This is a genomic window from Agromyces sp. NPDC058064 (assembly GCF_042885275.1).
GTDB lineage: Bacteria > Actinomycetota > Actinomycetes > Actinomycetales > Microbacteriaceae > Agromyces.
In genome coordinates this window covers 560725-582997 of record NZ_JBHVSE010000001.1, presented here as the reverse complement: position 1 = coordinate 582997, position 22273 = coordinate 560725, and the positions used below count along the sequence as shown (strand labels likewise).

At 72.8% G+C, this 22273-nt stretch carries 22 protein-coding genes; 7 read left to right on the top strand and 15 right to left on the bottom strand.

The annotated features are described in order from the left end of the window. Positions 1 to 15 precede the first annotated feature (15 nt). On the bottom strand, positions 16 to 306 hold the full coding sequence (locus tag ACFVSL_RS02750; protein ID WP_386938278.1) for a DUF4287 domain-containing protein: 291 nt from the start codon (positions 304 to 306) through the stop codon (positions 16 to 18). 71 nt (positions 307 to 377) lie between these two features. Beyond that, positions 378 to 764 (bottom strand): cupin domain-containing protein, encoded by a 387-nt coding sequence (locus ACFVSL_RS02745; protein WP_386938277.1) that lies wholly within the window; start codon positions 762 to 764, stop codon positions 378 to 380. 105 nt (positions 765 to 869) lie between these two features. On the opposite strand from ACFVSL_RS02745, the gene ACFVSL_RS02740 reads away from it, so the two are divergent. After that, positions 870 to 1859: a DUF5937 family protein gene (locus ACFVSL_RS02740; protein ID WP_386938275.1), complete on the top strand. Its 990-nt coding sequence runs from the start codon at positions 870 to 872 to the stop codon at positions 1857 to 1859. Here the strand turns inward: ACFVSL_RS02740 and ACFVSL_RS02735 are convergent, their stop codons facing one another. The 7 genes from ACFVSL_RS02735 to ACFVSL_RS02705 form a co-directional block, all read right to left on the bottom strand. Further along, positions 1860 to 3890: a YhgE/Pip domain-containing protein gene (locus ACFVSL_RS02735; protein ID WP_386938273.1), complete on the bottom strand. Its 2031-nt coding sequence runs from the start codon at positions 3888 to 3890 to the stop codon at positions 1860 to 1862. 1 nt (position 3891) lies between these two features. Then, positions 3892 to 6849, bottom strand: coding sequence for an MMPL family transporter (locus ACFVSL_RS02730; protein WP_386938271.1), 2958 nt, complete (start codon positions 6847 to 6849; stop codon positions 3892 to 3894). A 120-nt stretch (positions 6850 to 6969) separates the two neighbouring features. Continuing rightward, positions 6970 to 7914, bottom strand: a complete 945-nt coding sequence (locus ACFVSL_RS02725; RefSeq protein ID WP_386938269.1) for a hypothetical protein — start codon at positions 7912 to 7914, stop codon at positions 6970 to 6972. An 89-nt stretch (positions 7915 to 8003) separates the two neighbouring features. Then, positions 8004 to 8402 (bottom strand): DUF1801 domain-containing protein, encoded by a 399-nt coding sequence (locus ACFVSL_RS02720; protein WP_386938267.1) that lies wholly within the window; start codon positions 8400 to 8402, stop codon positions 8004 to 8006. Between the two features lie 36 nt (positions 8403 to 8438). Beyond that, a complete protein-coding gene (locus ACFVSL_RS02715) occupies positions 8439 to 9818 on the bottom strand; it encodes an FAD-binding oxidoreductase (RefSeq protein WP_386938266.1) in 1380 nt (459 codons plus the stop codon). Positions 9819 to 9920: 102 nt separating this feature from the next. After that, positions 9921 to 13133, bottom strand: a complete 3213-nt coding sequence (locus tag ACFVSL_RS02710; RefSeq protein ID WP_386938265.1) for a glycoside hydrolase N-terminal domain-containing protein — start codon at positions 13131 to 13133, stop codon at positions 9921 to 9923. A 134-nt stretch (positions 13134 to 13267) separates the two neighbouring features. Further along, complete coding sequence (locus ACFVSL_RS02705; RefSeq protein ID WP_386938263.1) at positions 13268 to 13843, bottom strand: GNAT family N-acetyltransferase; 576 nt, start codon at positions 13841 to 13843, stop codon at positions 13268 to 13270. A gap of 124 nt (positions 13844 to 13967) precedes the next feature. On the opposite strand from ACFVSL_RS02705, the gene ACFVSL_RS02700 reads away from it, so the two are divergent. Further along, positions 13968 to 14840 (top strand): bile acid:sodium symporter family protein, encoded by an 873-nt coding sequence (locus ACFVSL_RS02700; protein WP_386938262.1) that lies wholly within the window; start codon positions 13968 to 13970, stop codon positions 14838 to 14840. 47 nt (positions 14841 to 14887) lie between these two features. Here ACFVSL_RS02700 and ACFVSL_RS02695 read toward each other — a convergent pair whose 3' ends face one another. Genes ACFVSL_RS02695 through ACFVSL_RS02680 form a run of 4 tightly spaced genes read right to left on the bottom strand, consistent with a single transcriptional unit; the run spans position 14888 to position 17983 of the window. Then, entirely contained in the window at positions 14888 to 15529 is a 642-nt protein-coding gene (locus ACFVSL_RS02695) for a GntR family transcriptional regulator (protein ID WP_386938260.1), read from the bottom strand. Positions 15530 to 15585: 56 nt separating this feature from the next. Further along, on the bottom strand, positions 15586 to 16482 hold the full coding sequence (locus ACFVSL_RS02690) for a cytochrome c biogenesis protein CcdA (RefSeq protein WP_386938258.1): 897 nt from the start codon (positions 16480 to 16482) through the stop codon (positions 15586 to 15588). Between the two features lie 6 nt (positions 16483 to 16488). Next, on the bottom strand, positions 16489 to 17331 hold the full coding sequence (locus ACFVSL_RS02685; RefSeq protein ID WP_386938256.1) for a DsbA family protein: 843 nt from the start codon (positions 17329 to 17331) through the stop codon (positions 16489 to 16491). A 40-nt stretch (positions 17332 to 17371) separates the two neighbouring features. Beyond that, positions 17372 to 17983, bottom strand: a complete 612-nt coding sequence (locus ACFVSL_RS02680; protein ID WP_386938255.1) for a hypothetical protein — start codon at positions 17981 to 17983, stop codon at positions 17372 to 17374. Positions 17984 to 18153: 170 nt separating this feature from the next. Between ACFVSL_RS02680 and ACFVSL_RS02675 the strand changes: the two genes are divergently transcribed. The 3 genes from ACFVSL_RS02675 (at position 18154) to ACFVSL_RS02665 (ending at position 20542) form a co-directional block, all read left to right on the top strand. Then, positions 18154 to 19524 carry an NAD(P)/FAD-dependent oxidoreductase gene (locus ACFVSL_RS02675; RefSeq protein ID WP_386938253.1) on the top strand — a complete coding sequence of 457 codons (1371 nt, stop codon included), beginning with the start codon at positions 18154 to 18156 and terminating at the stop codon, positions 19522 to 19524. A 113-nt stretch (positions 19525 to 19637) separates the two neighbouring features. Next, entirely contained in the window at positions 19638 to 20015 is a 378-nt protein-coding gene (locus tag ACFVSL_RS02670) for a cupin domain-containing protein (RefSeq protein WP_386938251.1), read from the top strand. Between the two features lie 38 nt (positions 20016 to 20053). After that, positions 20054 to 20542: a GNAT family N-acetyltransferase gene (locus ACFVSL_RS02665; protein ID WP_386938249.1), complete on the top strand. Its 489-nt coding sequence runs from the start codon at positions 20054 to 20056 to the stop codon at positions 20540 to 20542. A gap of 14 nt (positions 20543 to 20556) precedes the next feature. On the opposite strand, the gene ACFVSL_RS02660 is transcribed toward ACFVSL_RS02665, so the two are convergent. Next, positions 20557 to 20931, bottom strand: coding sequence for a hypothetical protein (locus tag ACFVSL_RS02660; RefSeq protein ID WP_386938247.1), 375 nt, complete (start codon positions 20929 to 20931; stop codon positions 20557 to 20559). Between the two features lie 65 nt (positions 20932 to 20996). Between ACFVSL_RS02660 and ACFVSL_RS02655 the strand changes: the two genes are divergently transcribed. Together ACFVSL_RS02655 and ACFVSL_RS02650 are read left to right on the top strand one after the other, a co-directional pair. Beyond that, positions 20997 to 21494 (top strand): DUF2975 domain-containing protein, encoded by a 498-nt coding sequence (locus tag ACFVSL_RS02655; RefSeq protein WP_386938245.1) that lies wholly within the window; start codon positions 20997 to 20999, stop codon positions 21492 to 21494. Next, on the top strand, positions 21494 to 21724 hold the full coding sequence (locus tag ACFVSL_RS02650) for a helix-turn-helix domain-containing protein (RefSeq protein WP_386938244.1): 231 nt from the start codon (positions 21494 to 21496) through the stop codon (positions 21722 to 21724). Before ACFVSL_RS02655 ends, ACFVSL_RS02650 begins: the two co-directional genes overlap by 1 nt. A 7-nt stretch (positions 21725 to 21731) precedes the next feature. Here ACFVSL_RS02650 and ACFVSL_RS02645 read toward each other — a convergent pair whose 3' ends face one another. Further along, positions 21732 to 22199: a VOC family protein gene (locus ACFVSL_RS02645; protein ID WP_386938242.1), complete on the bottom strand. Its 468-nt coding sequence runs from the start codon at positions 22197 to 22199 to the stop codon at positions 21732 to 21734. Positions 22200 to 22273 lie beyond the last annotated feature (74 nt).

The following is a 22273-nucleotide window of genomic DNA, read 5'->3' as shown; positions in this document are numbered from 1 at the left end:
CTCGCCTGAGCCGCGTCAGCCGTTCGGGTTCGTCGCCCGGCCGTCGAGCCAGAGCGTGTCGGTCGCGTCGCGGTGGACGCCGTCGGTGCCGACGTGCTTGGTGCTGATCTGCGGGCCCTTCGTGATGACGTGCACGAGCGCCATCGCGTGGCCCTGCCCGAGCCCGTAGTCCTCCTTCAGCCAGGCGACGATCGGGGTCGCCTTCGTCGAGGCGTCGAAGCCGCGCTCGTACGCGAGCTCGATGAACTGGCGCGGCGTGAGGCCGGTCTTCGCCTCGATGTTGTCGAGATATGCCTGGAACGACATGGATGCTCCCTCGCTCTTCGTCGGTGGATCGATGGATCGGGTGGATCGGCGGATTCGGGCGGTGCCCGGGCCTACTCGGCCCAGGTCTGGACGATGGTCTCGGCGGCGTGGATGCCGATGAGCTGCAGCCGGCCCTCGCCGGCGTTCTTGAAACCGTGCCACACTCCGGCGGGTGCGGTCGCGGTGTCGCCGGCGCGGGCGACGAGCTCGGTGTCGCCGACCGTGATGCGCGCGACGCCCTCGAGCACGATCCAGGTCTCGGCGTACGGGTGCCAGTGCAGGTCGGGCCCCTCTCCCGGGGCGTTGTCGACGAAGAAGTACGAGATGCGGGCGCCGTGCTCGAGCCCGACGAAGCGGCGGGTGCCGCCGGTGCCGATGCGGAGCTCCTCGGCGGAGACGACCCTCGGGGTCGTGGGCGGCGTCATGGTGGGGGAGAGGGTGATCTCGGCGGCGTTCACGGCGGCTCCTTCGTTCGGTTCTGCAGTCCGGATGCCTCGGCACGGCCCCGGTACGATCTGGGAACAGCCTCCGCCCGTGGCATCCCCGAGCGTTAGAGTTTCGATGTGAATCGAAACTTCGTGGAGTTCGGGCTCGCCCAGGGCGACATCTCGGCGATCCGATTCGGCATCTCGCCCGGCCACGAGCTCTGCCACGCGGTGCGCGTGCTGCAGCGCCCGGCCGAGCACCCCTTGCAGTGGGGCTGGTTGCGAGCCGTCCGCGGGCGGCTGCCGCGCGAGTCCTTCGAGCTCCTCGCCGTGCTCATCGGGGTCGACGGCTACATGCCCGACTTCCTCACCTCCGAGCCCGGGTGGGACCTCGAACCCGACGAGGAGGTCGCGCGGCTCCGCGTCGCGTCCGTCGAGCCGATGCTCGTCGACCTGCACAAGATGGTGCTGCGGTCGAGCGGCTCGAGGCAGCAGGCGATCCGGCGCATGATCGCCGAGCCCGAGCGGGCGCGGGCGATGATCGCCGACGCCTGGGTGGAGGTGTGGGCGGCCGTGCTGGCACCCGTGTGGACCCAGCTCGAACGGATGCTGCGCGCCGACATCGCCGTGCGGTCGCGCCGCGTGGCGACCGACGGCATCGCCGCGATGGCCGGCGAGCTGCACCCCTCGATCAGCTGGCACGACGACGCCGTGCGCGTCGGGCTCCGCCTCCATCACGAGGTGCTCGACTGCCGCGGCAGCGGGCTCGTGCTCGTGCCCTCGGTCATGTCGTCGTACGGGTGCATGGTGCTGACCGAACCGCCCGCGCAGCCCACCGTGTTCTATCCCGCGCAGGGCGTGACCGAGACGTGGGCGCGCGATCCCGGCGAGACCGCGTCGGCGCTCGGGGCGCTCATCGGCCCGGCGCGCGCGGCAATCCTGCTCGCGGCGCACCGCTCGCGCACGACCTCGCAGGTCGCCGCCGAGCACGGCATCGCGGTGTCGACGGCGTCGCACCACCTGTCGGTGCTGCGCGACGGCGGCTTGGTCGCCTCGACGCGCGACGGGGCGAGGATGCTCCACCTGCGCACGCCGCTCGGCGAGGCGCTCGTCGGCGCGATGCTCTGATCAGCCGGCCGGGGCGAACCGCAGCGGGTCGCCGCTCCGGCGGGCCGCGACCCCCGCGAGGACGAGGGCGAACGCCGCGACGGCGATGAGCAGGAGCAGGCCGAACGCGCCCCAGAGGGCTGCCGACGCGTCGGCGTCGGCGTCGGCGAGCGTCGCGGTGAGCAGTTGCAGCGCCGGTGCGGTCGGCGCGAGCTGCGCCGCCGTCGCGATGAACGGGGGGACCGTCGACGAGAGGCCCGCGGTCAGCGCGACGAGGGCGACGAACACCGCGATGAGTCGCCCGGCACCGCCGAACGCGGCGGCGAGGCCCTGGTTCGCGATCGCGCCGACCGCGCCGACCACGATGCTCGCCACGGTGAAGGCGGCGCCCTGCGCGGGCGTCACGGCGATCCCGGCGAGCACGACCACGCCGACGACGACGCCCTGCAAGGCGCCGAGGCCGAGACCCGGCAGCACCGCCCGCCATGCGATCGACCGCGACGGATCGGCGGCGGAGAGCCGCTCGACCGGCACCGCCCGGCGGGCGAGCGCGAGGGCGAAGCCGCCGAGCCAGAGCGCGACCACGCCGTAGAGGGGGACCGAGAGCACGCCGGGGGTGTCCGTGTCCTGGTCGGCGACGACCGGTTGCGAGACGACCGTCGAGAGGGTCGTGATGTCGTCGGCGGTGTAGCTCGGGATCTGCTCGCTCGCCTGCGCCAGCCCCTCGGCGAGCTGCGCCGCCCCCTCGTCGAGCGAGCTCGCGCCGCTCGCGAGCCGGTCGGCACCGCTCGCGAGGTCGGCCCCGCCCGCGCTCGCGTCCCCGGCGCCGCTCGCGAGGTCGCCGGCCCCCGTCGCGGCGGCGTCGAGGCCGTCGACGAGCCCCGTCATCGCCTCGGCGAGGTCGGCATCGCCGGCCGCCACGCCGTCGGCGCCCCGGGCGAGCGCGTCGATCTTCGCGTCGAGGCGGCGCAGGTTCTCGAGCGCGGTCGTCGCACGCGTGCACACGGGGCCCGGTGTCGCGCACACGCGGTCGACGACCGCGGCGAACTCGGCGGTCGCGCCCGCGAGATCGCTCGCGAGCGCATCGACGCCGACCGCGACGTCGGCCGCCCCGTCGGCGAGCAGCCTCGAGGCGGCGGGCAGCGGGGCGGCCGCGGCATCCAGCTCGGAGACCCCCGCCGAGAGGCCGTCGGCGCCGGTCTCGAGCGCCGCGAGCCCCTCGGCGAGCGAGGCGGCGCCGTCGGCGAGCTGCGCCGCACCGGCGTCGAGCGAGGCGGCGCCCTCGGCGAGCTGGGCGGCGCCGCTCGCGGCCTCGCCGATCTGCTCGTCGATCGTGTTGAGGCCCTGGTACACCTGTGCGAGGTACTGCTCGGTGAGCTGCCGGTTGAGCGCATCGACCGCGGCCTGCGTCACCGCCTGGGTGAGCGCCGGGTCGAGGAACGCCGAGGCCGGGGTCGTCGCGACCTCGATGACGGCCTGTCGTGCCTGGCTCGCTGCTCCGCTGAAGGAGGTGGCCGCGGCCGAGAACGACGCCGGGATCGTGACGACGGCCGCGTAGCGGCCGGTCGCGAGCCCGTCGGCGGCCTCGTCGGCGTTCGTCAGCACCCAGTCGAAGTTCGTCGGGGTCTCGACGGGCGTCGCCGCGGCGGGCGAGGGGAGCGGGGTCGGCTCGGGGCTCCCCGGCGTGCTCGCCGTCGGGCTCGCGCCGGCCGCGGGCTCGGCAGCGACGCTCGCGGCAGGTTCGGCTGAGGCGCTCGCCGACGGAGCCCCGGTCTGCGTCGCACCCGGGCTCGGCGTCGCGCTCGCCGTCGCCCCGCCCTCCATCAGCCCCGCCGCAAACTGCCGCCCGAGCGGCACGGTGCGGCCGTCGATCGTGACGGGCGCGTCGTCGTTCACGATGGCCGCGGTCATCCGGTCGAGGTGCGCGGTCGGCGTCGCGAGCGCCCAGCTCAGCACCCCGCCGATGAGGAGCGGCAGCACCACGAGTCCGAGCATCGCGAGCCGGCCGAGCCGCTCCGAACCCGAGGTCGCCGAGAAGGTGCGCGACGCCATGTCAGCCCACCGCCGACAGCGCCGCGCCGGCGCCGGCCGCGGCCGGTGCCGCCGGTTCCACGAGATGGGCGTGCACTGCGGGGGCGCCGTCGGGCAGCATCCGCTCGGCGGCGTCGGCGTCGCGCGCCGCGACGACCACGCCGAGCACCGGGCCGCGCCGCCCGGAGCCCGAGGCGGCGTCGGCGCCCGCCTCGGCGAGGAGGGCCCTGACGTCGTGCACGACGCGCGGGTCGCCCACCTCCTCGACGGCATCGAGCAGCAGCAGCCGCGGTCGCGCGACGAGGGCGCTGCGGACGCGTTCGAGCGCGGTCGCCGAGTCGGTGAACCGCACGACCGCCGAGCGCGCCCGCACGGCGGCAGCCCGCGGCGGCACGACGAAGCCGGCCACTTTCAGTCGTCCGGCCGCCACCGGGGCGCGCCCCCCGAGTGCGAGCAGCAGCCGACGGCGCTCGACGTCGGTGCCGCCGAGCAGCACGAGGTGCGCGTCGCGGGGCACCATCGCGTCGAGGTGCGGCGAGACGTCCTCATCGTCGTCGCGGCCGGGCACGGCGGCGCGCACCCCGTCGGCGGCCACGGCGAGCCGGGTGCCGGGCTCGGGCCAGTCGGCGAGGGCGAACTCCTCGGCGAGTCCCTCGCCCTCGATGTCGAAGTGCGGGAGCGCCCGGTCGAGGCTCCGCGGCATCCACCACGCCCGCGCGCCGAACAGCACGAGCACGGCGGGGATCAGGCTCATCCGCACGATGAACGCGTCGATCGCGACGCCCACCGCGAGGCCGAAGGCGATGGGCTGGATCGACGCGTCGCCCTCGGGTACGAACGCCGCGAACACGGCGAACATGATGATCGCCGCCGCGGTCACGACGCGCGCCGAGCTCAGGAAGCCGTTGTCGACCGCCGACTCGGCGTCGCCCCGGTGCACGTAGTCCTCGCGCATCCGGCTCACGAGGAACACCTCGTAGTCCATCGCGAGCCCGAAGAGCACGCCCATGAGGATGATGGGCATGAAGCTGATCACGGTGCCGACGTCGGCGACGTTCAGCGGCTCGGCGAACACGCCGTCGACGAAGACGGCGCTCGTGAGCCCGAACGCCGCCCCGATCGAGAGGGCGTAACCGAGCGCCGCCGTCACGGGAACCACGATCGAGCGGAACACCATCGCGAGCAGCACGAGCGAGAGCCCGACGACCAGCAGCCCGAACGGCAGCAGCGCGTCGGCGAGCTGCGCCGAGATGTCGATGCCCGCGGCCGTGTAGCCCGTCACCGAGAGGTCGACGCCGTACTGCTGCTGCCAGTCGTCGTGCATCGCGCGCAGCTCCGCCACGAGGGCCTTCGTCGCCTCCGAGTCGGGCGAGCCCTCGGGGATCACCTGCACGATGCCGGTGTCGCCCGTCTCGTTCGGCGTCGCGAGCGGCACCGACGCCACCCCGTCGACCGCGGCGACCGAGACCGCGAGGTCGTCCATGAGCGCGACGGGGTCGGTGCTCTCGATGATCGTGCCCGTCACGATGAGCGGGCCGTTGTAGCCCGGTCCGAAGTGCTCCGCGATGAGGTCGTAGGCGATGCGGCCCGGGGCGTCCTCCTCGAGCGAGCCCGCATCGGGCAGGGCCAGCCGCAGGTGCGCCGCCGGCAGGGCCGCGAGGCCGAGCAGGCCCACGATCACGACGATCGTCACGACGGGCCAGCGGGTCACGGTGCGCACCCAGCCCCAGAAGAAGCCGCGACGGGCGGGCGAGTGCACGTCGTCGTCGTCGATCGAGCGCGCGGCCTCCTCGGCCGGCTCCTCCGCGAGGGCGGCCGCGAGCTCATCGCCCGCGGCGGGTTCGCGAGGCGTGGATGCCACGACCGCGTCGTCGTCCGGTGCCTCCCCTGAGGCATCCGCATGCTCGCCGGACTCGGGCGGGGCAGCATCGGCGCCGCCGGGGCGGAATCGCCTCGCGACCACCCGCCACCCTGCGAAGCCGAGCAGCGCGGGGGTGAGCGTGAGCGAGATGAGCACGGCGACCGCGACGGCGAGCGCCGCCGCCACGCCCATCGTCGTGAGGAACGGGATGCCCGCGACCGTCAGGCCGAGGAGCGCGATGATCACCGTGGTCGCCGCGAACACGACCGCCGAGCCCGAGGTCGCGACGGCCCTCGCAGCCGACTCGGCGGGGTCGAGGCCGTGCTTCAGCTGGTCCTGGTGGCGCGAGACGATGAAGAGCGCGTAGTCGATGCCCACCGCGAGGCCCAGCATGAGGGCCAGCAGCGGCGTCGTCGAGGTGATCGTCATGAAGCCCGTGCCGGCGAGCACGATCGAGAGGGACGCCGCGACGCCGAGCAGCGCGGTGACGAGCGGAAGGCCCGCCGCGATGAGCGAACCGAAGGTGATGAGGAGCACGACGTACGCGATCGCGATGCCGAGCAGCTCGGTGACGCTGATGCCCGTCGAGGTCTGCGCGAAGAGCTGGCCGCCGACCGCGACCTCCGAGCCGTCGGGCAGCGCGGCCTCGAGCGAACGGCCGGCCTCCTGCAGCGCGTCGGCCGTCGAAGGGAGCACCTGGCTCGTGCTCACCGAGAGCTGGATCGGCACGAGGACGGCCGAGTCGTCGCTCGCGATGTTCGCCGCCCCGCTCGTCGCCGACGAGTACGGCGAGGTCGCCGAGGCGACCTGCGGCAGCGCGGCGATCGCGGTCACGGCGTCGTCGACGGCCGACTCGAAGCCGGCGGCGGTGACCGAGTCGCCGTCGGGCGCGACCGCGATGAGCTGAGCCGAACTGCCGCTCACCTGCGGAAAGGTGCGCGCGAGCGCGTCGAGCGCCTCCTGCGACTCGGTGCCCGGGATCGCGTAGCTGTTCTCGGTGCCCTCGCTGAGCAGCGCCGCCCCTGCGAACAGCACCGCCAGCACGGCGACCCAGATGAGGAGCATCGCGCGACGCGCCCGGAATGCCCAGCGGCCCAGGGCGTACAACGCTGAAGACATGCGGTCACCGTTCCGGAGCGGATTCGGAGGACCTCGCGGTCTGGCGGGGTGCATTTCAGGGTAGGACCGGGGGACAAGCGCGGCAAGACACCGGTACAGGGGGTGTCGGGTCGGGGCGGCTCAGGCCGCGGCGGCGTCGACCCAGCGCAGCACCCGCAGCGCGCGGAGCGTGTTCCACCGGCTCGGCTCGCCCTCGGCGGCGTCGAGCGCGAAATAGGTCTCGCCGTGCCACGGCCGACCGGCGGCCCAGCGACCGTCATCGGCTCGCTGCTCAAGCAGCAGGTCGATCGCGGGGGCGATGCGGGCGTCGGGTGCGGCGCCCGCATCCCGGAAGTGGTCGAGCGCCCGCAGCACGTCGTAGAACCAGTACGACGGGAACGCGAAGTTCGCATAGCGGGGCAGCACGATCTCGCCCGTAGTGCGCCGGCGGAACAGGTTGCGCTCGAGCAGGTACTCCTCGCCCCGACGGCGCGCGGCTGCGACCGTCGAGGCGTCGCCGTTCGAGGCGTCGTCGCCGACCGCCCGTTCGTAGGCGAGTAGGCCCTCGAGCACGCAGACGGTCGAGTCGAACGAGGAGCGCTCCGACTCCTCGCGGGGTTCGCAGTTCCAGCCGCCGTCGGGCAGCTGCTCGTCGAGGAGGCGGGCGACGATGCGGTCGCTGCCGGTGCCGAGCACGCCGAAGTACGAGGCGAGCGCGAGCACACCGCCGTTCACGCACTCCTCGACCTCGCCGTCGAAGAACGGCAGGTCGCCGTGGTGGCGCCACACGACGCCGTCGCGGACCCGGGCGATCGCCGAGCGCACGACGGATGCCTCGGGGTCGACGCCGAGCCGGCGCAGCGACTGCAGCGACCAGATGGTGCTGCGGCGGTCGCCGTCCTCGCCGTACTCCTGCCCGCTCCAATAGCCGTCGTCGCCCTGGAGGGCGAGGAGCCCCGCGCCCCAGCCCTCATGCGCGACGCGGGCGCGCTCGGAGGCGGCGCCGTCGGCGTCGTCGTGCAGGTCGAGGAGCACCTGCCAGCGGATCGCGGGATCGGCGTCGAGCAACCACTCGGTGAGGTCCATTCCGCCATGCTCGTGCATCGGCCCGGCGGCCGCCAGCCACCCGCGCCCGGTCGGGCGGGATCGGGGTGCCGTGCTGGCGCCGTCGTGGCTCACACGTCGGCGAGCCACGCCCGCACGACGGCGATGATGCGCGCCCTGGTCTCGTCGTCGGCGCCCGACGCGCCCCCGGGTGCAGGGAGGCTCGCCCGGATGTTCGAGTGCCAGGTGAGGAGCCCCGAGGGGTCGCCCGAGAAGCTCGGCGCGGCGCTGCGGTCTTCGGCGCGTGCAACGCCGAAGTGCAGGATGAGCCGGACGGGGCCGCGCCCCGCGGCGTTGATCGTCAGCCGGTCGACGCCCTCGAGGGTGTAGTCGGGCGAGTTCCACTTGACGATCTCGACGAGCCGGGGTTCGGCCTCGTGCACGAGCTCGCGCAGCACCTCGACCTCGGCACGTCGCTCGGGTGCCTGCGCCGCGAGGAACTCGTCGACGGTGCGGTACCGCTCGGCCATGGTGCGCTCTTCGCTCTCTCGTCGCGATCGTCGGCGTCAGCGCAGCGGGCGATTGCTGCGGATCAACCCGTCGGGGTCGAGGCGCTGCTTCACCGCCTCGAGTCGCTCGAGCACCTCGGGGCCGTACGCGTCGGCGAGGCTCGTGCGCGCCCCGAGGAAACTCGGCACCATGCCCTCGGCCGGGTACCTCGCGGCGAGTTCGCGCAGCGGCGCGAGGGCGGCCTCGGGGTCGACCGAGGGACCGAGCAGCAGGACGCCCGAGCTGAGCAGGCCGGGTGCGTGCACCGCGCCGATGACCGAGAGCTCGGCGCCGAGCTCGTCGGCGATCGCGCCCCCCATCGCCCGGATGCTGCACCGGGTCAGCCCTCGGTCGGCACCGCGGACGAAGGCCTCGACGAAGTCGCGCGCGAAATCATGGTCGAGCGGGCCGACCGCGGCGCCGAAGTCGGCGGTGGGCATCGGGTCGACCGGTTCGGCGGCGACCGCCGCGAGCTCGCCGATCGTGAAGGCGGTGAGCGCGTTCGCGATCGGTTCGGCGACGGCGACCAGCCGGTCGGCGAACGCCTGCCCGGTCGCCTCGTCGCCGACGTGCACCAGGCCGACGGTGGCGACGACGCGCCCGCGCAGGTGGGGCGGGAAGACCGGGGCGTCGGGGAAGCGCATCATTCCGATGTCGAGCCCGAGTTCGGGCTCGTCGCGTGCGAGCGAGAAGGCGGCCGAGAGCACGTCGGTCGCCGACTCGGCGGGGAACACGAGGCCGCCGCCGTAGAGGGCGTCGCCCGGGTGCAGCGCGAGCTCGATCGCGGTGATCACGCCGAACAGCCCGCCGCCGCCGCGGAGCGCCCAGAGCAGCTCGCCGTCGTCGGCGTCGGTCACCCGGCGGACCTCGCCCGCGGCATCGACCAGTTCGACCGCGATGATCGAGCGCGCCGTGAGTCCGTAGCGGCGACTGAACATCGACTGGCCGCCGGCGATCGCGAGCGCGACGACGTTGACCTCGGGGTTCGATCCGGCGAGCCCGATGAGACCCGTTCCTTCGAGCGCCGCCAGCGCGCGACCCCAGTTGACGCCGGCACCTGCGCGCAGCACCCGCGCCTCGACGTCGACGTGCAGCTCGTCGAGCCGGCGCGGGCGCACCAGCACCACACCGTCGAGACCGTCGGATGCGCCGTGCCCGTTCGGCTGCGTGGTGACGCCGAGCCCCGCGTCGCGCGCGGCGAGCACGATCGCGCGCACGTCGTCGACGTCGGCGGGCTCGGCGATCGCGGCCGGGCGCTGCTCGACCGAGAGGTTCCACGGGGCGCGTGCGGCGTCGTAGCCGTCGTCGCCGGGCAGCAGCAGCGCGCCCCGGAGTTCGGCGCGGAGCCGCTCGATCGGGGCGAGGTCGTGCGAGGCGGAGTCGTGCGAGGCGGTCATCGGTGTCCCTTCGTCGGGGCCAAAGCTAACGTGCCCCGCCGACACAGAGGATGCCCCGGGCTCGCGCCCGGGGCATCCTCGCCGACGATCTCGCGGTGCGGCTCAGTCGGCCTTGCCGAGCTCGCGCATCGGCTTGCCGTTCTTCGGGTTCGCGGGCTTGACCTTGCGCCGCTGCCCGTCGACGACGACCGTGACGTTCGACATGTTCGGTGCCCGGTCGGCGACGACGTCGTACGAGACGACCTCGCCGTCCTTCCACTCGCAGCTCACCTTGTAGCCGCCGCGGGCACGCAGGCCCGTGAACGAGCCCGAGGCGGCCCAGTCGGCGGGCAGTGCCGGCAGGAGGCGGATCGTGCCGTCGTGGCTCTGCAGCAGCATCTCGGCGATGGCGCCCGTGATGCCGAAGTTGCCGTCGAGCTGGAACGGCGGGTGGTTGCACCACAGGTTCGACAGCGTGTTGTACGTGAGCAGGCCGCGCACCATGATGCCGGCGCGCTCGGCGTCGCCCAGGCGGGCGAACAGCGCGGTGCGCCACGGCCACGTCCACGACCGGCGGCTGTCGCCCGAGACGGTGCCCGCGGTGAACGGCACGCCCTCCTTCTCGCCGCAGCGCGCCTTGAGCGACACGAGCGCGGCCGCCGCGAACTCGGGCGAGGACGGCGTGATCTGCCGGCCCGGGTAGACCGCGAAGAGGTGCGAGGTGTGCCGGTGGATGTCGGTGGCGCTGTCGCGGTCGGCCTGCCACTCCTGGAGCTGGCCCCAGCTGCCGATCTTGTTGGGCGCGAGCCGCGACTGCAGGTCGGCGATCGTCGCCCGGTACTCGACGTCGGCGCCGAGCTCCTCGTCGCCGAGCGCGTCGGCGCAGTCGAGGTAGTTCTGGAACAGGTCCCAGATGATCTGCTGGTCGTACATGACGCCGTCCTCGCGGGGCCCGTGCTCGGGCGACCAGCCGTCGGGCGCGACGAGGGTGCCGTCGGGCAGCTCCTTGAGCCGGTCCTCCCAGAACTGGCAGATCTCCTTGATCATCGGGTAGGCGACGTCGCGCAGGTACTTCTTGTCTTGCGTGAAGGCCCAGTGCTCGTACACGTGCTGCATGTACCAGGCGCTCGCGACGGTGTTCCACTCCCACGAGTTGCCGCCGAAGATGCTCTGCGAGGTGCGCGCCGTCCAGCCGCGGGTGCTCTCGCCGAAGGCGTTCCGGGTCGCGACGCGGCTCGGTACGGCGACCTGCTGCACGAAGGCGACGAGCGCCTCGTGCGCCTCGGGCAGGTCGGTGGTCTCGGCGCCCCAGTAGTTCATCTGGACGTTGATGTTCGTGTGGTAATCGCTCGCCCACGCCGGCTGGTTGCTGTTGTTCCAGAGGCCCTGCAGGTTGGCGGGCAGCCCGCCGGGTCGCGACGAGCTCAGCAGCAGGTACCGGCCGAAGTCGTACATCGACTGCTCGAGCGTCGGGTCGGACTCGCCGGCGCCGTAGCGCGCGAGGCGCGCGGTCGTGGGCAGCGCCAGCACCGAGGCCTCCGTCTCGCCCCACTCGACCGCCGCGCGCGACATGAGCTCGGAGACCTGCGCGACGTGCTCGTCGAGCAGCTCGTCGAAGTCGCGCGCGCTCGCCGCGTCGAGCGCCGCGTCGATGCCGGGCTGCGGGGCGGCGCCGCGCCAGCCGTCGGCCGCGCTCAGCTTGTAGTCGGTGCGCGCGTCGAGGATCAGCGTGATGGTCGACGCCCCGGTCACGCGGAGGCCCGCGCCGTCGGCGGCGACCTCCCCGTCGGTGTCGGCGATGCGCACCGTCGCCGCGTGGCTGAGGTCGTTGGCCATCGTGCCGGCGAAGCCGAGCCGCCGGCCCGCGGCGTCGACCGTCGTGGGCGAGTTCTCCTGCTCGGAGACGAGCCCGATCGTGCCCGTCAGCGCGCCCGCCGTGTCGCTCGTGTAGCGCAGCACCACGACGTCGGCCTCGCGGCTCGCGAAGGCCTCGCGCAGCACCGCGCCCGCGACGGTCGCGAAGTGCGCGGTATGCACGCCGATCGCGGGGTCGAGCGCCCTGCGGTAGCCGACCACGTTGCGCTGGCCGCGGGTCGTGTAGCCGCTGCCCGTGAGCGCGACGCCCGCGAGGCGGAACGCCCCCGGCGCGGTGAAGGTCAGCCGGTAGCGCGAGTACGTGGTCGAGTTCGCGAACGAGAAGCTCTTCGCCTCGCCGCGCCCGGCGAACGCGACGCCCGCCCGGGTGTCGAGGGTCTTCCAGGTGACGCCGTCGTTCGAGGCGGCGAGCACCCAGTCGCGAGGGTCGGCCTCGGGCGCGTCGGGCGCGCTCGTCAGCACGTAGCCGGTGAGCGCGCGCTTCGCGGTGAGCTCGAGCTGCCACGCGGCGCCCGACCCGGCGTCGTCGACCTGCCAGACGGTGGACGCCTCGCCGTCGATGCTGCCGACGAGCGAGTCGGCGTGCCCCGTGGGCGACGAGACGTAGACGCTGCCGCCCTGCGCGAGCTCGATGCCGCCGAGCCCGATCTCGGAGAGCTGGAAGTGGCTCACGCCCGCCTTCGGCACGAAGTCGATGCGGTAGAACCGGTAGGCGGTCGCGTTCTGGAACTCGTAGGTCTTCGTCTGGAAGCGCTGCTCGAACGGCGCACCGGTGCGCGAGTCGAGCGTCGTCCAGGCGCTGCCGTCGTTCGAGCCGAGCACGCGCCACTCCTGCGGGTCGCGCGCCGGCACGTCGTTCGCGCTCGTGAGGCTGTACGACGCGACGACCGCGGCCGAGGGCAGCTCGACCTGCCAGAGCACGTGCGCGGGCGGTCCGTCGATGCACCACTTCGTCTGGCTGTTGCCGTCGTAGCTCTTGTCGACGTCTTCGGCGCCCCAGATCTTGTACGGGCCGCCGGGGGCGGTGACCTTGGGCTTCGCACCGAAGGCGATCGTCAGCGTGCCGAAGTCGCGGTACGAGCCGAAGCCCGTCACGCTCGTGTCGTAGGCGCCGTCTGGCTTGCCCGCGAGGGCGTTGTCGTAGTCGTTGAGCCCGCCCCAGAGGCTCTGCTCGTTGAACTGCACGACCTCCTCGTCGGGGTTGCCGAAGAGCATCGCGCCGAGGCGGCCGTTGCCGATGGGCAGCGCCTGCGTCTCCCAGTCGGTCGCGGGGGTGCCGTACCAGAGCGCCTTCGGCGAGAGCTCGGGGATCGGGATGCCTCCGCCGGCGGCAGCGGCGGCGCGGCCCCCGACGAGAGCGGCGGCGGGCCGGGCGGCGAGGAACTGGGGCACGAGCGGTGCCAGGGCGACGAGCCCGCCGAGCTGCAGGGCGCGGCGGCGCGGAATCTCGCGGTGAAGCATGCGGGGGAACCTCCGGAGCATCATTGATCTGGTGTTTCGGTGCGGAATCATCGCGATTCGTCGGGAATCTGCGACCACGGCTCATCCTGCCCGATTAAAGATCGGATGTATAGCCCGAGGCTCGAGTCGGTCGATTACCCGAGGTCGAGCCGCATCAGCACGCGCGGAAACCCGTTGATCACCGAATCGGTGTCGGCCGCCTTCGTGAAGCCGCCCTGCTCGAACAGTCGCCGCGTGCCGACGTACGCCATCGTGAGGTCGACCTTCGCACCCTCGTTGTCGACCGGGTAGCCCTCGATCGCGGGCGCGCCGTTCGCCCGGGCGAACTCGACCGCCCCCGCGAGCAGGCGGTGCGAGATGCCCTCCCCGCGGTGACCGGGCCGCACGCGGATGCACCACACCGACCACACGTCGAGGTCGTCGACGTGCGGGATCTTGCGGCTGGTCGCGAAGGCGGTGTCGGCACGCGGATGCACCGCAGCCCAGCCGACGGGCTCGTCGCCGTCGTAGGCGAGCACACCGGGCGGGGGAGTCTGGGCGCACAGCTCGCGCACGCGCTCGCCGCGCGCCGGACCGACGAGGGCCAGGTTCTCCTTCGAGGAGCGCAGCCGGTAGCTCAGGCAGAAGCACACGTTCGACGTCGGCCGCTTCGGTCCGATCACCGCCGCCGTGTCGTCGAACTCCGTCGCCGGTCGCACGTCGATCGCCATGCGCCCAGCATGCCACCTGCCACCGTCAACCCGGGCCGCCCGGGCCCCGAGAATCCGCTCGTGACAAGGGTCGTCCCGTCCACGAGACTGTCTCTCACCGTCATCACGAAGGAGTGATCACCACATGGGTCCATTGACCACGATCGGGCTGCCCGTCGCGCTCGGCATCATCATGTTCGGCCTCGGGCTCTCGCTCACCCCGCGAGACTTCGCCCGGGTCGCGAAGCAGCCGAAAGCGGTGCTCGTCGCACTCGCCTGCCAGCTCGTCCTGCTGCCGCTGATCTGCTTCGGGCTCGTCCTCCTGTTCCAGCTGCCGCCGGTGCTCGCGGTGGGCATGATGCTGCTCGCGGCATCCCCCGGCGGCACGACCGCGAACCTCTACAGCCACCTGTTCCGCGGCGACGTCGCGCTGAACATCTCGCTCACCGCCGTGAACTCGGTGCTCGCCGTGTTCACGCTGCCGCTCATCACGAACCTCGCGATCACCTGCTTCCTTCCGGGCGACGACGCCCTCGGGCTGCAGTTCGCCAAGACGATCGAGGTGTTCGCGATCGTGCTCGGGCCGGTCGTGCTCGGCATGCTCGTGCGCTGGTGGAAGCCGGCGTTCGCCGACCGCATGGACAAGCCCGTGCGCATCGCGTCTGTGGTCATCCTCGTCGTCGTCATCGCGGGCGCGATCGCGACGAACCTCGAGCTGCTCCTCGCCAACGCGGGCACGCTCGCACTCATCACCGTGCTCTTCTGCGTGCTGAGCCTCGCCGTCGGCTTCGCGGTGCCGCGCCTGCTGCGCGTCGGGCGCGCGCAGTCGGTCGCGAGCTCGTTCGAGATCGGCATCCACAACGCGACGCTCGCGATCGTCATCGCGCAGACGGTGATCGGCAGCGTCGAGATGAGCCTGCCCGCCGCCGTGTACGGCGTGCTGATGTTCTTTGTCGCGCTCGCGTTCGGGTTCCTCATCCGCGAGCGGAAGCCCGCGGAGGTCGCAGTGCCCGCCTGAGCGCGCGGGCGCGCCGGACGCGTTCCGGTGCGCCCGGTGCGGTCGGCTCAGACCGGCCCGAGCTCGGGACCGTGCGTATCCATGATGTGGACCCGCAGCGCCTCGGCGAAGCCCGAGGGGTCGTCGGCCCGCAGCGCCTCGAGGAGGGCGAGGTGCTCGGCGATCGTCTCGTCGACGCGATCGAAGAGCGTGTCGCGGTGGGCGCTGAGCAGCAGCCGCTGCCGGTCGGCGAGCCGGTCGCCGATCTCGACGAGCACGGCATTGCCGGATGCCTCGACGAACGAGCGGTGGAAGGCGATCGTCAGCTCGACGAAGCGGTCGAGGTCGTGGGCGACGAGCGCCGCCCGCTGGTCGACGAGCTGCGGCTCGAGCCGGTCGGCGAGGGCGCGGCGCACCGCGCTCGTCGCCCGCTGCACGCCCATCGCCTCGAGGATGAGGCGGGCGTCGGCAAGGTCGGCGATCTCGCGCGGGCCGAGCTCGCGCACGAGCGCGCCGCGCTTCGGGTAGATCGTGATCCACCCCTCGTCCTGCAGGCGCGCCAGCGCCGCACGCACCGGGGTGCGGCTCATGCCGAGCCGCCCGGCGAGCTCGTTCTCGCTCAGCATGGTGCCCGGGCGATGGGTGCCGTCGAGGATCGCCGCTCGGGTCGCGGCGTAGGCGCGCAGTGCTGCGCTGTCGATGGTCGGCACCCGCCCATCATGGCCGCTCCCGGGGTTGGTCGCATCCATCGGTGCCGGTTCGTGACTCACGGGGCCGGTGCCCCGGACTCCGGCTGCGCCGACCCGGCGCCGTCGACCGGGGCGGCACGCTGCGCGACCGCGGCGGACCGTCGCGCGACCCGGCGGTGCAGCAGCCACACCGCCACGAGGATCGCGACCGCGATCGCGACGAAGACGAGGTCGGGCACCCCTGCGGTGAGCCGCAGCGCGCTCGACTCGATCGCGAACTGCTGCGATGCGCCCAGCAGCCCGGTGAGCCCGGCGGTGCCGTCGGTGGCGATGAGCAGCACGCCGAGGCCGATGCCGAGGAGACCGGCGACGAGCTGCGTCCACGTGTTCGACCACCGGCCGATGCGGATCGTCCGGGGGCGCACGATCCGGCGGATCCACGGCGACCGCGACCAGGCGAACGCGAGCACGAAGAGGGGCACCGTCATGCCGAGGGCGAAGACCGCGAGGGCGAGCCCGCCGTAGAGGGGGCTGCCGCCGAGCGCGGCGAGGGTGAGCACCGAGCCGAGCACCGGCCCGGCGCAGATCCCGGCGAGTCCGTAGACGGTGCCGAGCAGGTACACGGATGCCACGGAGCCGGCGTCGCCCGCCCCGTCGCCCGCGCCCGTGTCGCGGGTGAACCAGGGCAGCGGGATCCCGAGTGCCTGCACGAGCCCCAGCGCGATGACGACCACCGCGGCGATCGTGACGAGCAGGGTGCGGTTGGCGCTGACGAACGCCCCGACCGTGCCCGAGAGCACGCCGATCGGCACGAGGGTGGTCATGAGGCCGAGCGCGAAGACCCCGGTGCGGGCGACGAGCCGCGTCGGCGAGGTGAACGCGTAGGCGAAGAAGGCGGGCAGCAGCATCACCGAGCACGGGCTCAGCAGGGTGAGGATGCCGCCGATGAACGCGCCGGCGAAGCCGAGGTCCACGACCCGCTAGCCGGCGGTCGGCAGCTCGGCGGCGTCGATGCCGGCGGCGAGCAACTGCTCGTCGAGGAACGCCCGCACGGCGTCGAGCGGCTGCGCGCCCGAGAGCGCCTGGTCGCCGACGACGAAGAACGGCACGCCGCTCACGCCGAGCTGCTGCGCCTGCGCGGTGCTCGCGGCGACCGCCTCGCGGAGGTCGGCTCGATCGAGGTCGGCCTCGAACGTCGCGAGGTCGGGGACGCCCGCCTCCTTCGCGAAGCCGACGAGCTTCTCGCGCGGCATATCGGGGTGGCCCTGCTCGGGGGCGGCGGCGTAGAGCACCTCGAGGTACTCGGGGAAGCGGCCCTGCTCGCCCGCGGCGCGGGCCGCGACCGCGGCGGCGGTCGAGTCGTCGCCGAAGAAGGCGACGTCGCGGAACTCGTACCGCACGAGCCCCGTCTCGACGTACTCGTCGAGGATGACGGGGAGGGTCTGGTTGGTGAAGACGGCGCAGAAGGGGCAGCGGAAGTCGGCCCACTCGACGAGCACCACGGGGGCGTCGACGTCGCCGATGGCGAGCGGGTCGTCGGGATCGCGGAGCGCGATCGCCGGGTTCTCGGCCGCTGCGCTCGGCCGGGCGGATGCCTCGGGCCCGGTGCCCGCGGCCGGCGCCGCCGCACTCGTCGTCTGCGGGAACGCCTGGGCGATGGCGATCACGAGGAGGAACGCGGTCGCCACGCCGAGCACGACGTTGAGCGTGCGCGCGCGGCGCAGCCGTCGTTCGAGGCCGGCGGCGTGCGCCGTCGCGTGCCCCGGTCGGTCGGTCGCGGTGGTCGGTTCGCCGGGGGTCGGGGTCGTCTGCTTGCTGCCCATGCCCGAAGGATACAACTTGTATCCAAGTGTTGACTGAACGTCAGCGCGCCTCGGCGCCGTCGAAGACGAGCGCGCGGAGCAGCACCTCGAGCGAGGCCTGCACGCGTTCGTCGGTCCAGGCCGCGGGGTCCTCCACCGCCTTGACCTCGTAGCCGCGGCAGTACAGGTAGAGGATGTCGGCGATGTGCGCGGCGGCCACGCGGTCGACCGGCTCGCCGCTCGCCACGATGTGCTCGGCGCCCGCGAGGAACTTGCCGTAGGTGGCATCCGTCACGCCCCTGACGACCTCGTAGGCGCGCCGGTTCGCGCCGCGCACGTCGGCGATGACCTCGATCCAGAGGCTGCGCAGCACGTTCTCCTCGGGAGAGGACGAGCACATCCAGCGAGTGAGCTCGGCGAGGCGCTCGACGCCCACGAGGTCGCCGAGGTGGGCGGCGCGCGACTCGTCCCACTGGGCGCGGGCGTGGTCGAGGGCGTTCGCCATGAGCAGCGCGCGCGACGGCACGAAGTTCGTGATGTACGCGGTCGAGCGGTCGAGGCGCTCGGCGACGGCGCGCAGCGTCACAGCACGCGTGCCGCGCTCGCGTGCGACCTCGACCGTCGCGCGGGCGATGTCGGCGAGGCGCTCGTCGGGGTCGACCTCGATCGGCACTGGCCCTCCCTCCGCTCCGTCTTCGCTTCGTCGTTTGACAGCCTGACACGTCGAGGGTACGTTTCAAAACACTGTTGTACAACACGCCGATTTCTCCGCTTCGATCCGGATGCCTCGGCGACGTGCCGCTCGCGGCCGAAACCCCTCGACGAAGATGGAGAACACCCCGCATGACGGTGAACGGCGGCGTCTCGTTCTGGCTGCAGCAGGTCGGCGTGCCGACCCCGAGGCCCGCACTGCCGGGAGATCTCGACGTCGACGTCGCGATCGTCGGCGGCGGCTACACGGGCCTGTGGGCCGCCTACTACCTGAAGCGCGACCAGCCCGACCTGCGCGTCGCGGTGCTCGAGCGCCGGTTCGCCGGCTACGGGGCGTCGGGCCGCAACGGCGGCTGGCTCACGAACTCGGTCACGGGCGGTCGCGCCCAGTACGTGAAGACGCACGGCCGCGAGGCCGCGATCGCGCAGCAGCGGGCGCTCAACGCGACGGTCGACGAGGTCATCGCGATCGCCGCGGCCGAGGGTATCGACGCCGACATCCGCAAGGGCGGCGAGTTCGAGGTCGCCCTGAACCCCGCACAGCTCGCCCGCCTCACGGCCGCGGCCGCGTCGGAGCAGTCGTGGCCCGCGACCGACGTCGAGGTGCTCGACGCGAAGGCCGCCGCAGCCCGCATCAACGTCGCCGGCGTGCAGGGCGGCATCTGGCACCCGCACGCCGCGCGCATCCACCCCGCGAAGCTCGCGCTCGGCCTCGCGCAGGCCGTCGAGCGCCTCGGCGTCGCGATCTACGAGGGCACGACCGTCACCGAGATCGTGCCCGGCGAGGCCCGCACCGACCACGGCACCGTGCGCGCGGCGCACGTGCTGCGCGCGACCGAGGGCTTCACGCCCGACCTCAAGGGCCTGCACCGCACCTGGCTGCCGATGAACTCCTCGCTCATCGTGACCGAACCGCTCGCACCCGCCGTCTGGGACGAGATCGGCTGGAACGGCCGCGAGGTCCTCGGCGACTTCGCCCACGTCTACATGTACGCGCAGCGCACCGCCGACGACCGCATCGCGTTCGGCGGCCGCGGCGTGCCCTACAGATACGGCTCGCACGTCGACCAGGACGGGCAGACGCAGCAGCGCACGATCGAGAGCCTCACCGCCCTCCTCAACCGCTTCTTCCCGTCGACCCGGCGCGCCGCGATCGACCACGCCTGGTCGGGCGTGCTCGGCGTGCCCCGCGACTGGGCTGCCACCGTCGGCCACGACCGGACGACCGGGCTCGGCTGGGCCGGCGGTTACGTCGGCACGGGCGTCACCGCGACGAACCTCGCCGGCCGCACGCTGCGCGACCTCGTGCTCGGGCAGGACACCGAGTTCACCCGCCTGCCCTGGGTTGGCCACCGGGCCCGCAACTGGGAGGTGGAGCCGCTGCGCTGGCTCGCCGTCCAGGCGATCTACACGGCCTACCACGCCGCCGACCGGGGCGAGCAGCGCGGCCGCGCGACGACCTCGCCCATCGCGAAGGTCGCCGACCTCGTCGCCGGCCGCTGAGCCGCGTCGCGGCTTCCGCAGGAGATCTGCACTGAGACACCCGAATATCGACCCATCGCGACCGATTTCCTGCAGAAGCCGCTCTGCGGGAGGCGCTGACCCCGGAGGAGACCATGACCGACCAGCCCGACGCGGCGACCGTCGCCGCGCTCGACCCGCTCGCACGCGACCTCGGCCCCTTCGCCCCGAAGCCGACCGCGCTCGAGGAGGGGGTGCTCGAGGCATCCGACTCGCTCTGGAGCGTTCCCGGCGTGGACGCCGGGTACTGGGAGTGCACGCCGGGCCGCTTCGCCGCCACCCGTGAGGGCTACGCCGAGGTCTGCCAGTTCCTCTCGGGGCGGGTGACGATCGAGGTCGAGGGCGAGGAGCCCGTGACCTTCGGCGCCGGCGACACCCTCGTGACGCCGAGCGGCTGGCGCGGCGTGTGGCACGTGCACGAGACCGTGCGCAAGCTCTACGTGATCATCGACGACGCCGCGACGGGGGAGTAGCAACGACGGGGCCGCCCGCCGTGTGAGAGCGTGGTCGGGTGACCCTCACCACGATCGAGACCCCGAACGCCGCCTACACCCTGCGCCGCGCCCGCCGCGACGACGTCGACGCGCTCGTCGCGCTCATGGCCGCCGACCGGCTGCGCTCGGCCGAGTTCGCCTTCGACGACGAGACGCTCGCCGGGTACCGTCGCGCGTTCGACGTCATCGATGCGGATGCCGCGCAGCTGCTGGTCGCGCTCGAAGCCGTCGACGGGCGGATCGTCGGCACCATGCAGCTCACCTTCATCCCGGGCCTCTCGCGCGGCGGCGCGACGCGGATGCAGATCGAGGCGGTCCGCGTCGCCGAAGACCTGCGGGGCGGCGGCGTCGGATCGGCGATGATCGGCTGGGCCGTCGAGCACGCGCGTGCCGGCGGGGCGCGACTCGTGCAGCTCACGAGCGACGCGCGACGCGACGACGCGCACCGCTTCTACGAGCGGCTCGGCTTCGAGGCATCCCACGTGGGGTTCAAGCAGTACCTCTGAGCGGAGCGCCCGCGTCAGCCGATCGCGACGAGCAGGCTCAGCAGCGCGAGCGCCGCGCTGACGGGCGCCATGGTGAGGCGCTCGGGGCGGCTGCGCGAGATCGCGTTGAGCGCGATGCCGAGCACGAAGTAGCCGAACACGATCCACATCGCGACGGTCGAGACCGGGTCGGGCACGACGTCGATGAGGCCGGCCCGGTCGAGGGCGATCGCGCCGATGAGCGCGTAGATCACGATCGACACCGCACTGCCGATGCGCAGGCGCGTCGGGAGCACCTCGTGCTGCCCGCCCCAGGCGAATCGCCCGATCGGGGCGCCGAGGATCAGGGCGAGCTGGAACACGGCGAGCAGGCCGAGGACGACGCAGAGCAGGACCGCGGCAAGGGGCATGCGGCGAGCCTAACCGACCGCGTCTATCGATTGACAATCGATCGATAATGAACGAGAGTCGATTCATGTTGAAGATCGACCAGGTCATCGTGCCCCTCAAGGTGCTGCTCGTGCTGGTGTTCGCCGGGCTCCTCGTGGCGCAGCTGCTCAGCCTGCCGGGGCAGTTCTCGCACATGGCGGCCGAGCATCCCGAGCGCGGCGCGCTTCCGTGGCTCATGCTCGCAGTCGCCGTGCTCGAGGCCGCGTGCTTCCAGGTCGTCATCGTCTGCATCTGGCGCCTGCTCGACCTCGTGCGCGACGACCGCATCTTCAGCGAGCGGGCCTTCCGCTGGGTCGACGCGATCGTCTGGGCGATGGTCGTCGGCTGGCTGCTGCTCGCCGGCCTCGCCGCCACGCTCGTCACCGTCATCTACGTCACCCCCGAACTGCGCGACCCCGGGCTGCCGATCCTGCTCACGGGTATGGTGCTGGTCGGTGCCGTCGTCGTGCTCACGATGGTCGTCATGCGCGTGCTGCTGCGCCGTGCCACGGTGCTGCGCAGCGACCTCGACGAGGTGATCTGATGCCCATCGTCGTGCGCATCGACGTCGAGCTCGCCCGCCGCAAGATGAGCGTCGGCGAGTTCGCCGAGCGCATCGGGCTCACGCCGGCGAACGTCGGCGTGCTGAAGAACGGGCGGGCGAAGGCCGTGCGCTTCTCGACGCTCGACGCCATGTGCCGGGTGCTCGAGTGCCAGCCCGGCGACCTGCTCGAGTGGGTGCCCGACGACGCCGGGGTGCCGGCGATCGAGTAGCGGAGGCTCAGGCGTTCTCGAGCTCCGAGATCACGACCTTCTTCTGCCGCATCATGACCTGGATCTGCTCGGGCCGCCGGGTCAGCTCGTCCATGTTCGCCGGGATGACCTGCCAGCTGACCCCGAAGCGGTCCTTGCACCAGCCGCACTGCTCCGACTCGGGCACGTGGGAGAGCGCGGCCCAGTAGCGGTCGATCTCGGCCTGGTCGGCGCACGAGACGACGAACGAGATCGACTCGTTGAACGTGAACAGCGGGCCGCCGTCGAGGCAGACGAAGTCGACCCCGTTCAGGGTGAACTGCCCGTTGAGCACCTTCCCGCTCATGCCCGCGAAGTGCTCGTCGAGCGACTCGTCGGGGTACTCGTCGATGCGGTTGATGCGCGAGTCGGGGAACACGCCGACGTAGTACTCCATCGCCTCGCGGGCCTGATCGTCGAACCACAGGCACGGCTGGATGGGTGAGAGCTCGGCCATCGGTGACCCCCTTGTTCGGCCATTCGCTTCGGCGGCCACGATACGCCGCCGGGCGACGGCGGTCGAGGGGAGGG

Coding starts and splice junctions, on each gene's coding strand:
- ACFVSL_RS02750 (WP_386938278.1), bottom strand. CDS start 306: ATGTCGTTCCAGGCATATCTCGACAACATCGAGGCGAAGACCGGCCTC.
- ACFVSL_RS02735 (WP_386938273.1), bottom strand. CDS start 3,890: ATGGCGTCGCGCACCTTCTCGGCGACCTCGGGTTCGGAGCGGCTCGGC.
- ACFVSL_RS02730 (WP_386938271.1), bottom strand. CDS start 6,849: ATGTCTTCAGCGTTGTACGCCCTGGGCCGCTGGGCATTCCGGGCGCGT.
- ACFVSL_RS02725 (WP_386938269.1), bottom strand. CDS start 7,914: ATGGACCTCACCGAGTGGTTGCTCGACGCCGATCCCGCGATCCGCTGG.
- ACFVSL_RS02720 (WP_386938267.1), bottom strand. CDS start 8,402: ATGGCCGAGCGGTACCGCACCGTCGACGAGTTCCTCGCGGCGCAGGCA.
- ACFVSL_RS02715 (WP_386938266.1), bottom strand. CDS start 9,818: ATGACCGCCTCGCACGACTCCGCCTCGCACGACCTCGCCCCGATCGAG.
- ACFVSL_RS02710 (WP_386938265.1), bottom strand. CDS start 13,133: ATGCTTCACCGCGAGATTCCGCGCCGCCGCGCCCTGCAGCTCGGCGGG.
- ACFVSL_RS02705 (WP_386938263.1), bottom strand. CDS start 13,843: ATGGCGATCGACGTGCGACCGGCGACGGAGTTCGACGACACGGCGGCG.
- ACFVSL_RS02700 (WP_386938262.1), top strand. CDS start 13,968: ATGGGTCCATTGACCACGATCGGGCTGCCCGTCGCGCTCGGCATCATC.
- ACFVSL_RS02685 (WP_386938256.1), bottom strand. CDS start 17,331: ATGGGCAGCAAGCAGACGACCCCGACCCCCGGCGAACCGACCACCGCG.
- ACFVSL_RS02675 (WP_386938253.1), top strand. CDS start 18,154: ATGACGGTGAACGGCGGCGTCTCGTTCTGGCTGCAGCAGGTCGGCGTG.
- ACFVSL_RS02670 (WP_386938251.1), top strand. CDS start 19,638: ATGACCGACCAGCCCGACGCGGCGACCGTCGCCGCGCTCGACCCGCTC.
- ACFVSL_RS02660 (WP_386938247.1), bottom strand. CDS start 20,931: ATGCCCCTTGCCGCGGTCCTGCTCTGCGTCGTCCTCGGCCTGCTCGCC.
- ACFVSL_RS02655 (WP_386938245.1), top strand. CDS start 20,997: ATGTTGAAGATCGACCAGGTCATCGTGCCCCTCAAGGTGCTGCTCGTG.
- ACFVSL_RS02650 (WP_386938244.1), top strand. CDS start 21,494: ATGCCCATCGTCGTGCGCATCGACGTCGAGCTCGCCCGCCGCAAGATG.
- ACFVSL_RS02645 (WP_386938242.1), bottom strand. CDS start 22,199: ATGGCCGAGCTCTCACCCATCCAGCCGTGCCTGTGGTTCGACGATCAG.